The 12,578-nt window shown below is 69.8% G+C and carries 11 protein-coding genes; 7 read left to right on the top strand and 4 right to left on the bottom strand.

Going from position 1 to position 12,578, the window contains the following annotated elements:
* Positions 1-1,217: adenosylhomocysteinase (gene ahcY, locus BM424_RS28215; protein ID WP_093424379.1), on the bottom strand; the 1,217-nt coding region annotated here is incomplete at its 3' end.
* 543 nt (positions 1,218-1,760) lie between these two features.
* On the opposite strand from ahcY, the gene BM424_RS28210 reads away from it, so the two are divergent.
* The 3 genes from BM424_RS28210 (at position 1,761) to BM424_RS28200 (ending at position 7,347) form a co-directional block, all read left to right on the top strand.
* The gene (locus BM424_RS28210; RefSeq protein WP_175548300.1) at positions 1,761-3,638 is read left to right on the top strand and encodes a glycosyltransferase; all 1,878 of its coding nucleotides are present in this window, start codon (positions 1,761-1,763) and stop codon (positions 3,636-3,638) included.
* Between the two features lie 9 nt (positions 3,639-3,647).
* Positions 3,648-4,484, top strand: a complete 837-nt coding sequence (locus BM424_RS28205; RefSeq protein WP_093424384.1) for a class I SAM-dependent methyltransferase — start codon at positions 3,648-3,650, stop codon at positions 4,482-4,484.
* Positions 4,485-4,578: 94 nt separating this feature from the next.
* Positions 4,579-7,347: a sensor domain-containing protein gene (locus tag BM424_RS28200; protein WP_093424374.1), complete on the top strand. Its 2,769-nt coding sequence runs from the start codon at positions 4,579-4,581 to the stop codon at positions 7,345-7,347.
* A gap of 15 nt (positions 7,348-7,362) precedes the next feature.
* Here BM424_RS28200 and BM424_RS28195 read toward each other — a convergent pair whose 3' ends face one another.
* Positions 7,363-7,863: an SRPBCC family protein gene (locus BM424_RS28195; RefSeq protein WP_093424372.1), complete on the bottom strand. Its 501-nt coding sequence runs from the start codon at positions 7,861-7,863 to the stop codon at positions 7,363-7,365.
* A gap of 568 nt (positions 7,864-8,431) precedes the next feature.
* Here BM424_RS28195 and rpiA point away from each other — a divergent pair.
* Positions 8,432-9,184: a ribose-5-phosphate isomerase RpiA gene (gene rpiA / locus BM424_RS28190; protein WP_093424370.1), complete on the top strand. Its 753-nt coding sequence runs from the start codon at positions 8,432-8,434 to the stop codon at positions 9,182-9,184.
* A 54-nt stretch (positions 9,185-9,238) separates the two neighbouring features.
* On the opposite strand, the gene BM424_RS28185 is transcribed toward rpiA, so the two are convergent.
* Both BM424_RS28185 and BM424_RS28180 read right to left on the bottom strand, forming a co-directional pair.
* On the bottom strand, positions 9,239-10,654 hold the full coding sequence (locus BM424_RS28185) for a selenium-binding protein SBP56-related protein (protein WP_093424381.1): 1,416 nt from the start codon (positions 10,652-10,654) through the stop codon (positions 9,239-9,241).
* A gap of 94 nt (positions 10,655-10,748) precedes the next feature.
* Positions 10,749-10,955, bottom strand: a complete 207-nt coding sequence (locus tag BM424_RS28180; protein ID WP_093424367.1) for a hypothetical protein — start codon at positions 10,953-10,955, stop codon at positions 10,749-10,751.
* A gap of 513 nt (positions 10,956-11,468) precedes the next feature.
* Here BM424_RS28180 and BM424_RS28175 point away from each other — a divergent pair.
* From BM424_RS28175 to BM424_RS28165, 3 genes are all read left to right on the top strand, one after another.
* Positions 11,469-11,867 carry a peptidase inhibitor family I36 protein gene (locus tag BM424_RS28175; RefSeq protein ID WP_093424365.1) on the top strand — a complete coding sequence of 133 codons (399 nt, stop codon included), beginning with the start codon at positions 11,469-11,471 and terminating at the stop codon, positions 11,865-11,867.
* A 145-nt stretch (positions 11,868-12,012) separates the two neighbouring features.
* Positions 12,013-12,294: a peptidase inhibitor family I36 protein gene (locus BM424_RS28170; RefSeq protein WP_175548299.1), complete on the top strand. Its 282-nt coding sequence runs from the start codon at positions 12,013-12,015 to the stop codon at positions 12,292-12,294.
* A gap of 151 nt (positions 12,295-12,445) precedes the next feature.
* A partial coding sequence (locus BM424_RS28165; protein ID WP_139274200.1) for a transposase occupies positions 12,446-12,578 on the top strand: 133 nt, incomplete at its 3' end.

The following is a 12,578-nucleotide window of genomic DNA, read 5'->3' as shown; positions in this document are numbered from 1 at the left end:
CCCGTAGCGTTGCCCAGGTTGAGCAGACGACCCTCCGACAGCACGATGATGCTGTGCCCGTCGGAGAAGGTGTACTCGTGCACCTGCGGCTTGATCTCCTGCTTGGTGACACCCGGGGTCTTCTCCAGACCGGCCATGTCGATCTCGTTGTCGAAGTGACCGATGTTGCCCACGATCGCCTGGTGCTTCATCTTGGCCATGTGCTCGGCCTTGATGATGTCGTAGTTACCCGTCGTCGTGATGAAGATGTCCGCGTACTCGACAACATCCTCGAGGGTCTTGACCTCGTAGCCCTCCATCGCCGCCTGCAACGCGCAGATTGGGTCGATCTCGGTCACGATCACCCGAGCACCCTGACCCCGCAGCGACTCCGCCGAACCCTTACCCACGTCACCGAAACCACACACCACGGCGACCTTGCCGCCGATGAGCACATCCGTGGCACGGTTGATGCCATCCACCAGGGAGTGGCGGCAACCGTACTTGTTGTCGAACTTCGACTTCGTCACCGAGTCGTTGACGTTGATCGCCGGGAACAACAACTCACCCGACTTCACCAGCTCGTAGAGCTTGTGGACACCGGTCGTGGTCTCCTCGGTGACGCCCTTGATCTCCTTCGACAACTTCGTGAACCGCTGCTTGTCATTGGCCACCGACTTACGCAGCGTCTCCAGAACGACCTTGAACTCCTCCGGGTCATCCTCGGAAGGCTGCGGCACCGCACCCGCGGCCTCGAACTCGACACCCTTGTGAACCAGCAGCGTCGCGTCGCCACCATCATCCAGGATCATGTTGGCGACCTTGCCGTCACCGAACTCCCACAACTGATCCGTGCACCACCAGTAGTCCTCCAGCGTCTCGCCCTTCCAAGCGAACACCGGAACACCAGCCGGCTTCTCCGGCGTGCCGTTCGGACCCACCACAACCGCGGCCGCGGCCTCGTCCTGGGTGGAGAAGATGTTGCACGACACCCACCGCACCTCAGCGCCGAGGGCCACCAGGGTCTCGATCAGCACCGCCGTCTGCACCGTCATGTGCAACGAACCCGCAATCCGAGCGCCCTTCAACGGCTGGGACGCCGCGTACTCGGCGCGGGTGGCCATCAATCCCGGCATCTCGTGCTCGGCCAACCGAATCTGGTGACGACCGGCCTCCGCCAGCTTCAGGTCCCGCACGGCGAACTCGAGTCCGCCCACCTGCTGAAGCTTCACGCTCATGATTCCTCTTCTCGCAAAACACGATTCATCGACAATTCAGTCCACAGCGGACTGGTGTGGCGGAAGACGCCGACCGCGATCACGCGCAGACGGCACGACGCCGGATACCCCACGGCGTTCGCGCGTCGGCCGGTGGCCGCGATCCCCCTCGCGACATCAAAAAAGGCACCTCCGTCAGGAGGCGCCCTTACCGTGCTGTCCCTTTACCCCGCGAGCCGAGCGTGGCGGACGTGATGTCCGTTGCAGCGCCTCTCAGCCAGCGGCCGCGCCCCGGATCGGAGCGCATCGAGTCGGTCGAACCCGGCGTGCTGAAAATTCTGGTGACCCCCGCCCGCTTTGTCAACCGCCCCACCGATCACACACGACGCGAAACCGCCTCGGACCTCGGAATTCACGATCTTCACCGGAAGAGGTGATTTCCGCGTGCGGCGCGGTCGCGTCGTCAAGATCCGCCGACATAACCCGATAAACATGCCGAACCAACCGTTGAGATCACAGTTGAAGAATGCGGCACTCATGACACTTGTTGGCGGCTTCCGTGAAGTGAACGACACCGAGGTGACCGAGGAGGCGGCACCCGCTCCAGAGGGCCACGCCCCGGCGATAGCCATGCGAACGTTCTTCACGCCACCGTTCGCCAGCCTGCCCGTCGATCTCTACGCCAAGATCGAGGACGGCGCGGCCACCCGGCATCGCAGTGCGGTCACGGTTCACCCGCACAGCACCGTGTCCACCTCGACCTACTTCGGGCGCTTCCCCGCCAGCTACTGGCAGCGCTGGACCCCCGTCACCGAAGTAACCGTGCGAGCCAGCGTCAGCGGCGCCGGGATCGTGCGCGTCATGGCCTCCGACACCCACGGCGGCACCCGCACGCTGCGCACCGCGCGCGTCGCGGGCACCACCGAGACGCGGGCGGAGTGGACCGTGCCCATCGACAAGTTCGTGGACGGCGGCGCGATCTGGCTGGAGCTGCTCACCGAAGCCGACCCGCTGCAGGTCGCCGATGTCGAGTGGGTGGTTCCCCACCCGCACCGCAGCCGACCCACCACCGCTGTGCTGTGCACGCACAACAGGCCCGACGACTGCCTGAACACGCTGCGCGCGCTGGCCGCCGACCCGGCAGCGATGAGCGCGCTGTCGGACGTCTACGTGGTCGACCAGGGCAACGACACCCTCGATTCCCGCGAGCCGTTCGAGTCCGTTCGCGACATGTTCGGCGGGCGGATGCGTTACGTGCGCCAGCGCAATCTGGGGGGCGCGGGCGGTTTCACCCGCGGCCTGCACGAATCCCTCGCCGCGGATGACGCGGTGCTCAACACCCTGTTCATGGACGACGACATCCTGCTGGAGCCGGACACGGTGGTGCGGATGACGACGTTCGCCAACTCGGCCGTGGAACCGACCGTCGTCGGGTCGCAGATGCTGCAGCTGCTGCACCCGTACCGGATCCACGTCTCCGCCGAGCACGCCCGGTTCACCACCATCGAGCCCGGCCTGGCCGTGGACGGTGGTCTCGACCGCGCAAACCTGACCGAGCAGCTGCAGGACCGGCGCGTCGACGCCGACTACAACGCCTGGTGGTGCTGCCTGCTGCCCTCGGAGATCGTGCGCGACGCGGGCTATCCCATCCCGATGTTCTTCCAGTGGGACGACGTGGAGTTCGGCTACCGCATCCGGGGCCGGGGCCACGCGACCGTGACGCTGCCCGGCGCGGCGGTGTGGCACGCCGATTTCGACTGGAAGGACGAGGAGAGCTGGGTCCAATACTTCACCCTGCGCAACGCGCTGATCATCGACGCGCTGCACGGCGACTTCCGCGGTGCGGCGAGCGCGAAGGTGTTCCTGCGCTGGACCGCCGAATGCCTGGCATCGATGCGCTACGCCCAGGCGGAAGTGCTCATCGCCGCGGTCGAGGACTTCCTGGCCGGACCCGAAGTCCTGCGCGACGGTGACGCCGGCACGCTCGCCCGGATCGCGCGGATCCGCGCCGCCCACCCCGAGACCGCGCGCCACGAGCCCTCGAAGGTACCGGGGCTGAGCGGGGCTTCGCGGCCCATCGCCAAGGCCGGGCCACATCCGGCGCGCCGTCGGCTGGTGCTGGCGAAGCGCCTGGTCTGGCACCTGCGCGGCAAGGTCGGCGGTGCCGCCTCCATCCCGTCCGGCGACGCCCACTGGTGGCACGTCGGGTTGTTCGAGACCGCGGTGGTCACCGACGCCTCCCAGGAGTCGGTCTCGGTTCGCCGCGTCGACAGCGCCGAGCTTCGTCGCATCGGCGCGAAGGCCCTGCGCACAGCGCTGCGGCTGCGCCGCGAAGGAGACCGGGCGCGGGGCGCGTGGCGAGATGGCCACCGCGCGCTCACCGACAGGACGAACTGGACCCGCCTGTTCCAGCTCGACGAAACCAACGCTGCCAAGGAGTAGATCGTGAACATGCTGTCCCGCGTCCTCAACCCCGTGCGGGTCGCCGCACGGGAGAAGTTGCAACGCGCGGTCTCCGAGGCCGTCGCAGGCGTGGTCCGCCCCGAGGTCGACCGCGCGGTCAGCGCCACCCGCGACTTCGAGATGCGCTCGCGCCGCGACCTGTTCGCCGCGGGTGAGCGCGACGCCGCGGTGTCCACCGCGAAGCTGGTGCACCAGGAGATGGCTTCGGCGCGGATGCTGCCGCACCCCATCGCCACCCTCAACCACGCGCTGTCGCTGGCCCCGGCCGAGGGCATGGCGCTGGAGTTCGGCGTCTACTCCGGCACGACGCTCGCCGAGATCGCCCGTTCCCGCAAGGGGGTCGAGGTCTACGGCTTCGACTCCTTCGAGGGCCTGCCGGAGCACTGGCGCGCCGGGTTCCCGGAGGGCACCTTCGGCGGCGAGATGCTGCCGGACGGGCCACCGGAGGTCGAGGGCGCCGAGCTCGTCGTCGGCTGGTTCGACCAGACGCTGCCGCACTTCCTGGAGGCCCATCCGGGACCGGTGGCGTTCCTGCACGTCGACTGCGACATCTACTCCTCCACCAGGACGGTTCTGGAGCTGGTGGGCCCGCGGCTGCGCGAGGGCAGCGTCGTGGTGTTCGACGAGTTCTTCAACTACCCGGGGTGGCAGTTCGGGGAGTACCGGGCGTGGCACGAGCACATCGAGGCGACCGGTTGGAAGTTCTCGTACGAAGCGTTCACCATCGACAACGAGCAGGTGGCCGTGAGGCTGACCGATGTCGGTCCGAGTGTGGACGTCGACATGTTCACCCGGCCCCCGCAGGCCGCGGTGCGGCGCAACTGAGCCCGCTCCCCCGCTCGCCCGCACGGGGCGAGCGGGCAGCCCGGGGACCGGCGACGTACGGTGTCGGCGGCGTTCGCCTGGGAAGCGGAGGGCCATGGTTGAGAGCTACCGGTTGGACGACGCGACCGGTCTGGACGAGGGGCTCCGCGACCTCGCCTGCCAGGTCAACCGCGCCGCCGCCTGGTCGTACCGGTTCTCCGACGGCGAGCTGCACTGGTCGGCGGGCATGGCCGGGTTGCTGCAGGTCGACGAGGACGACTCGGAGCAGATCCGGACCCGGCTGCTGGAACTCGTCTCGCCGCTGATCCACTCCGCCGAGACCGGCCAGGCCCCGGACTCCCAAGCCCTGGAGGAGCCGTTCCTGACCGGCTCCGGTGAGGCGCGCTCGGCCTTCCTGCGCTGCAGCACCACCCGCTACCGGGGTGAGCGGTGCCTGATCGGGATCGCGGTGGACGCGGCGCCGCCGCTGCGCGACCAGCGGCTGGACACCGACATCGCCGACCGCTACCGGCGGCTGATCGAGCTCAACCCCGACGCGGTGTGCGTGCACCAGGACGGGATCACCGTCTACGTCAACCCGGCGGGCGTGCGGATGATGCGCGCCTCCTCCCCCGACGAGATCGTCGGGCATCCCATCACCGAGTTCGTCGCCGAGCACTCCCGGGCGGGGTTGTTCTCCCGGTTGTCGGTGGCCAACGAGCCGGGGACGACCACCGAACCGGCCGAGGCCGAGATGATCCGGGTCGACGGCTCGCGGATGCTGGTCGAGTCGGTGGCGGTGCGCACCAGCTGGCACGGGCGCCCGGCGTTCCAGGTGATCCTGCACGACGTGACCGCCCAGCGGGCCGCGGAGGCGGCGCTGCGCTACCAGGCGGCGCTGGTGGAGCACGTCAGCAACGCCATCATCGCCACCACCTGGGACGGGGTGGTGACCAGCTGGAACCCGGCCGCCGAGACGATCTACGGCTACTCCGCGGAGCAGGCTCGCGGCCGCCCCGTCGACGAGGTGGTGGGCTCGGGGATCGACCCGGCGGCGCTGCTGACGGTGGGCGGCACCACCGAGGCCAAGCACCGGCACGCCGACGGGTCGCCGGTGCTGGTGCGGATCTCGGCGGCGGAGATGGGCAACGGCTACGTGCTGGTCTGCGCCGACGAGACGGCGCGGCGCACCGCCGAGCAGCGCTACGCGACGGTGGTCAGCCTGCTCGACGAGGGCGTGCTGATCGTCGACGAGGGCGGCCGGATCGTCACCACCAACCCGGCCGCGGCCGCGATCCTGGGCTTCCAGGAGGAGGAGCTGCTGGGCAGCTCCCCGGAGACGTGGGTGACCTACGACGAGGACGGCGAGCGCCTCCCGGAACCGCCGTCGGCGCGCACCCGCCACAGCGGCGAGCCGGAGACCCGCCGCGTCGCGCGGTTCGAGCGCCGGGACGGCAGCAGCGCGTGGCTGGCGATCTCGGCGCGGTCGCTGACGCCGGAGGACGCGCCGCCGCACCGCACGATGGTGTCGTTCACCGACATCACCGAGCCGCGCGCCTTCCGCAAGCAGCTGGAGCGGGAGGCCACGCACGACCCGCTGACCGGGCTGGCGAACCGGACGATGGTGCTGCGCCGGTTGCACGCGGCGATGCGCGAGGAGGGGCGCACGACGCCGACCGGTGTGATGTTCATCGACCTGGACAAGTTCAAGATCATCAACGATTCGCTGGGGCACGTCGTCGGCGACGAGGTGCTGCGGGTCGCCGGCGAGCGGCTGCGGGCGGTGATGCGCTCCGACGAGCAGGTCGGCAGGCACGGCGGCGACGAGTTCGTGGTGCTGGTGCACGACGAGCGGGACTCGGGACGCCTGCACGCGCTGGCCGAGCGGATCCGGCGGCGCCTCACCGAGCCGATCCTGGTCGACGGCAGGCACCTGCACGTCGACGCCAGCATCGGCATCGTCCTCGTCCCGCAGGGCGACCCGCGCACCCCGGAGGACGTGCTGCGCGACGCCGACGTGGCGATGTACGAGGCCAAGACGCGCGGGCGCGGCCGGGTGGCGTTCTTCGACGTGCAACTGCGCGAGCGGCTGCAGCGCTACCTGGAGCTGGAGCAGGACCTGCGCTCGGCGGTCGACCGGGGCGAGCTGTGGCTGGCCTACCAGCCGATCGTCAACCTGCACTCCAACCGGGTCTCCGGGGTCGAGGGGCTGCTGCGCTGGACGCATCCGGAGCACGGGACGGTCTCGCCGGAGGAGTTCATCCCGATGGCCGAGGAGAGCGACCTCATCCACCACATCGGCAGCTGGGTGCTGTCCACGGCGGTGCAGCAGGTCGCCGAGTACCGCGCGCGCTTCGACCTGGACCTGCGGGTGAAGGCGAACCTGTCGGTCCGCCAGCTGGAGGACCCGGGACTGCCGGAGGCGGTGGACCGGGCGCTGCGCGGCTCCGGCCTGCCCGCTCGGGCGCTGTCGCTGGAGATCACCGAGAGCGCGCTGATGCACGACCCGGACACCGCCGCGCACATGCTCGACGAGCTGCGCCGATACGGGGTCCGGCTGGCCATCGACGACTTCGGCACCGGCTACTCCTCGCTGGCGCAGCTGCTCCGGTTGCCGCTGGACTCGCTGAAGATCGACCGGTCGTTCATCAACGACATCGCGCACTCGCACGACTCGGAGGCGCTGGTCACCAGCATCATGGCGATGGCCCACGCGGTCGACCTGGGCGTCATCGCCGAGGGCGTGGAGACCCCCGCGCAGCTGGCGGTGCTGCGCCGGCTCGGCTGCGACCAGGCCCAGGGCTACTACCTGGGCCGCCCGTCGCCGATCCAGGAGCTGCCGGGCACCATCGAGGTCGCCAACCGGCGGGCCATCATCGAATGACCCGCCCCCGGCCGGTCAGGCGGTCTGCTTCTCCGAGGCGGGCACCGGGACGTCCGGCAGCGGGATGTCCGGGAGCCGGACCCGGCGGGCGTTCTCCAGCGCGTGCTTGATGGTGACGACGAGCTCGCGGTTCGGCGGCGAGCAGGCGAACGCGGCGCGGGCGTGCTCGCTGACCGCGGCGTGCTCGGACACCTCGATCTCCATGTGCCGGAAGACGTGCGTCATGCCGTCGACCTCGGAGAAGCTGTAGGTGATGGTCACCGACGAGGCGCCGTCGACGCCCCGCGACCGCACGATCCAGCGGCGGCCCGGTTCGGCGTCCAGGATCGCCCAGCGGTTCCCGCGCCCCTCCTGCCAGCCGTCGTCGACGGGTTTCCTGCCCGGCGGAACGAGCGTCCACCCCGGGTCGGTCACCGGCCGGCCGCCCTCCCAGTTGGCCGGGTTGGTGATGTAGCTGTAGACGTCCATGGCCGGGCACGCGATCTCGGTCTCGGCCATCGTCGAATAGAAGGGCATGGCTCAAGCGTCCTTCCACTCATTCCCCCCGGACGCCCCGCGACCGGATTACCCCCACCGGGTCCATTGTTCGGTCCGAAAGGGAATCAGCAACTCGATCGGCACCCGGTGATCGCGTCACGGGCGGCGCCTCCGAGGGTCGGCGTGACGCGCGGCACAGCGACCGGAGCCCGTGGAACGGGTTGGACCGCAGCGGGTTTCGGCCGCGTCCCTCCGATGCGGACACCCCGGACCGACCGGTGGGACGGCGGAGCCTACCGGAATCGGCGAACGCCGCACGATCGCGAAGGCCGTTCGGATCGACCCGCTGAACCGACGCTGACCCGCACCTTCGTTGCGCGAGCAACATCATCGTCCGCACGCCGCGACGTCACCCGGTGGTGTGGCTTTCCAGATCGATTCCGAAGCCCCCGACGCGGTCCGTCGGGTCCCGGCGGCGGGGTCCGCGGGAGCGCGAGGCACGACCCGGCGACCGCCCGCGACCAGCACATGTACCGTGACGTCGAACCCACCGCCCGGCCCGACCGGCGGTGATCCGCAGGAGCGTCCACAGGAGACTTGAGCACCGATGCAACCGAGTAACGAGCAGGACCGGGCGAAGTGGGCCGCGGGTACGGCCGTCATCGACGCCTACATCCGCGACGGCATGAAGCTCGGCCTGGGCTCGGGCACCACCTCGCACTGGTTCGTCCGCGCGCTGGGCGAGGCCGTGGCCAACGGCCTCGACGTCGCCGGTGTGCCCACCTCGACCGGCACCCGTGACCTGGCGCTCGAGGTCGGCGTGCCGCTGACCACGCTGGCCAAGGTCGGCAAGCTGGATCTCACCGTCGACGGCGCCGACGAGATCGACGCCGCCGGTCACATGATCAAGGGCGGCGGCGCCTGCCTGCTGTGGGAGCGCATCATCGCCGACAACTCGCAGAAGATGGTCTGCGTGGTCGACGAGGGCAAGGTCGTCGGCCAGCTCGGCAAGTTCCCGCTGCCGATCGAGGTCGTGCAGTTCGAGTGGCAGGCCACCGAGCGCGCCATCGGCGAGCTGCTCGACTCGCTCGGCCACCCGGGCGTGAAGCTGACCCGCCGCGAGAAGGACGGCGGCCCGCTGGTCACCGACAGCGGCAACTTCATCGTCGACGCCCACCTCGAGGCCATCAAGGACCCGATCGCGCTGGACTCCCAGCTCAACTGGATCCCGGGCGTGGTGGAGAACGGCCTGTTCACCGGCATCGCCGCCGAGGTCGTGATCGGCCGCGGCGACGGCAGCCACGAGATCCGCGACGTCTCCGCGACCGCGTCGGCCCGGCCGTCGACCCGCGGACGCTGAAGCCTTCACCCGATCGAGGGGCCGCGAGCAACGCTCGCGGCCCCTCGTCGCGTCTCAGCCGCCCGCGTAGCAGTAGGAGTCCGAGGACGCGTCGCCGCCCTGGAGCCGCACCTGGTGGGCGCGGCGGCCCCGGAAGTCCTCGCCGTGCGGGAAGAAGTCCCGGTCCACCGCCAGCCCACCGCGCTGCGGGTCGGTGGTGAGCTTGGCCAGCCACGCGCCGACGCCGTCCGGGTAGAACTGGTCGTCCCAGGCGCCGTAGAGCGAGTTGGTCAGGTAGATCCGCCGCCCGTCGCGGCTGACCTCCACCATCTGCGGCCCGCCCGCCAGCGGCCGGTCGGGCGCCGACGGGTGCGGGGCGCGGTCGACGATGCCGCCGAGCCGGACCGACCCGGTCTCGCGCGGGTGCGCCGGGTCGCTGACGTCGTACTGCTTGAGCTCGCCCGTCCCCCAGCACGAGACGTAGAGGAACCGGTCGTCGACCGAGAGGTTGATGTCGGTGACCAGCGGCGGCACCGCCCCGAAGGGCTGCAGCGCGGGCGGCAGCTGCTCGGTCTCGGCGGGTTCGGCGGGGATGGTGATGACCTTCTCCGCCTTCCACTCCGCACCGTCGCGGAACCAGCGCCACACCGAGGCCGACAGGTCCGCGGTGCTCACCACGACACCGGCGAAGCCCCAGGTCGCGCCCGGGTCGTGGGAGGGGCGCAGCTCCAGCACCATCTGGTGCTCGGAGCCGAGGTCGACGCGCTGCACGTGCCTGCCCTCGGCGAGGTCCCAGAAGTGCAGCGCGTGGCCGTACTCCTGCCCCAGCAGCAGCTCGGGCACCAGGCCGTCCTCGATCATCGACGGCGTGCCCCACTCGCTGGTGATCAGCGTGTTCTGGTTGAGGTGCCACCAGGCGTCGTAGGCCAGCCGCTGCGGGCCGCGATCGGTCTCCCACGCCCGCACGACCTCGAAGGTGTCGTGGTCGAGGACGGCGATCCCGCCCGGTCCCCCGTCGCCCTCGGCGGCGCCGAGGCAGGACAGGTAGATGCCGTCGGGCCCGCAGTGCAGGGTGTGCGGCCGCGAGTAGCCGGCGCGGGCGGCGAGCTCGTCGGCGTCGATGGTGCGCACCAGGCGCGGCTGCGCCGGGTCCGGGTGGGTGTCGTAGACGTGGATGTTCGACGACCGCAGGCCCGGCAGCAGCAGGTAGCGGCGCTGCAGGCCGTCGGTGTGGTGCCCGGCGTGCGCGAACGCGCTGCTGCAGGCGTTCCAGCCGAAGTGGTGGAGCTCGTCGCCGCGCGTGGGCAGGTCCGCCCAGCCCACCACGCGCCCGTAGCCCTCGGCGTCCGGGTCGGTGCCGATGACGGCCAGCGCGTCCGGCTGCTCGGCGGCGCGGTCGAAGGTGACCACGTAGGCCAGCGTCTCCGGTGGTGCGGCGATCGCCTCGGCGGGACTGCGGTAGAACGTCGGGTCCACCGTCGGTGTGCTCATCTCGGCCTCCATCGGGAGATGGCGTTGTCGGTCCGCCCAGAATCCACCCGCACCACACGCCGCCGCGACCGGCGTCCGCATCGCAGGACCGCCGTCAGAGGTGCGCGCAGCGCAGTGCCGGGTCGAGCCGGTAGGTGGTGTCTAGGACGGCGTTCTGGCCGCTCAGCCAGGAGGTCGGCGCTCCCGGGTGGGGCGTGTGCACGATGACGAGGTCCCACCGGCGGGTCTCGGGAGCTTCATCGGCTCGCAACGTGGTCTCACCCAACCGGACCGACGGCACCAGCGGGTCCGCGTAGGCCACCCGCTCGCCGGTTCCGCGGCCTCGGGCGATTCACCACTGCCCCAAGCTCGTTCGTTGTGCTGATCGCCGGAACTGCTCGGTGCGTGCGCGACTTCGAGGACCCCGCTGCGGCTAGGGTGATCCGCGCGTCGAGTCGGTTCCGGTGCGCAGAGCCCGTCTCCGATCCACACCGGAGCGTTCGCTGAGGGTTCAAGTTCCTCACACTGCGCGCACACCGGCGGTGCGCGGGGGTTTCGCACGCGGGTTCGCCGCGAAACCCGGCTGCCTGGTTGATGTGTGCGTCGATTACCGGGTGTGAGTTCGCGGCTCGCGGGGACTCGGCCGGGTGGCTTCACCGAAAACCACGCATTTTCCGTCCGGTTCGAGGCAACCCTAGTCGAACGTGCGACGTGGAATGGGTGTCGCGATGCCAAGGCCCGAACCGGGCCGCTGGGGGCCGGAACACCGAAATCACCACACGACGGGACACCTGTGCGTCCGCACGCCCGTGAACGTTGAATCTGGGAGGAAAGCATGTCGACGAGGACTCGCAAGATCGCCGCAACCGGGGCCGGTGCTCTGCTGCTCATGGCGACCGGTAGCGGCGTCGCCTTCGGTGAGACGCAGGACGAGGCCGTGCAGCGCGCCAAGGCGGTCTGCGGCGACGGCCAGCTGTGCGTCTGGGATGGCGAGAACTTCTCGGGAAAGGTGAACGTCTTCCACGAATGCCTGCCCGCTTGGGCCAAGTTCGAAGGGTTCGATGACGAGCGGGCCGGTTCGTGGTTGAACACGCAGTACGGCGACGTCGTCTCCTCGTTCGCCACGGGCAACCCGGGCGACCCGGCGACGTGGACCGAGGGCTACAGGTCACCGGTGAACGAGGCGATCGCCGACGGCGCCAACCTGAACCTGGTGGGGGTGGATCCCTGCTGATGTAAGGAGCCCGGTCACCACCGAACCGCTCGGTGGTGACCGGGCGAACCAACTGGGGGAAAGAGAAATGCACGCAACAACGATGATCCGAAGAGCCGCTGCGACCGGGGCAGGCTGCTTGCTTGTCATGGGGGCCGGTGCGGGCTTGGCTTTCGGCGAGACCGAGCAGGAAGCAACCCAGCGCGCCCTCGCCGAGTGCGGCGAGAAACACCTCTGCGTCTGGGATAAGCCCGGCTTCGAGGGCACCGTGCTGACGTACTACTACTGCGATCCGCCGGACCTCGCGTTCGAGGAATTCCCGGACGGTCAGGCCGGTTCGTTCCTGAACTACCAAACTCCGGACGCGACGGCGGTCTTCTCAGAGCCTGTTCCTGAACTTGATCTTGGGTGGTGGGTGGGTGCGGGCATGAGAAGGGACTCCTGGTAGATCGGTTGATGCCTAGTCATCCGCTCTACCGAGGAGTCCCGAGGTGTCATCGTGCCCGAATGCGTCGCTGGTTCACGCGCGGGGTGGGCAATGCTGCCTGCTGGCCACCTCGCATCGCCCTTCACGCAGGTCACGTCGCTATCCCTCGGACATGAGCGAGGCGCAGTGGGCGGTCATTGAGCCGCTGCTACCGACGCCAGGATGGCTGGCCGGTCGAGGCGGACGTCGAACCAAACACTGCCGCCGCGAGATCGTTGACGCGATCCTGTACGTGGTCGACAACG

Source organism: Saccharopolyspora flava, from assembly GCF_900116135.1.
GTDB lineage: Bacteria > Actinomycetota > Actinomycetes > Mycobacteriales > Pseudonocardiaceae > Saccharopolyspora > Saccharopolyspora flava.
This window is presented reverse-complemented; position numbering and strand designations above follow the sequence as displayed.

Coding starts and splice junctions, on each gene's coding strand:
- BM424_RS28175 (WP_093424365.1), top strand. CDS start 11,469: ATGTCGACGAGGACTCGCAAGATCGCCGCAACCGGGGCCGGTGCTCTG.
- BM424_RS28205 (WP_093424384.1), top strand. CDS start 3,648: ATGCTGTCCCGCGTCCTCAACCCCGTGCGGGTCGCCGCACGGGAGAAG.
- BM424_RS28195 (WP_093424372.1), bottom strand. CDS start 7,863: ATGCCCTTCTATTCGACGATGGCCGAGACCGAGATCGCGTGCCCGGCC.
- rpiA (WP_093424370.1), top strand. CDS start 8,432: ATGCAACCGAGTAACGAGCAGGACCGGGCGAAGTGGGCCGCGGGTACG.
- BM424_RS28185 (WP_093424381.1), bottom strand. CDS start 10,654: ATGAGCACACCGACGGTGGACCCGACGTTCTACCGCAGTCCCGCCGAG.
- BM424_RS28200 (WP_093424374.1), top strand. CDS start 4,579: ATGGTTGAGAGCTACCGGTTGGACGACGCGACCGGTCTGGACGAGGGG.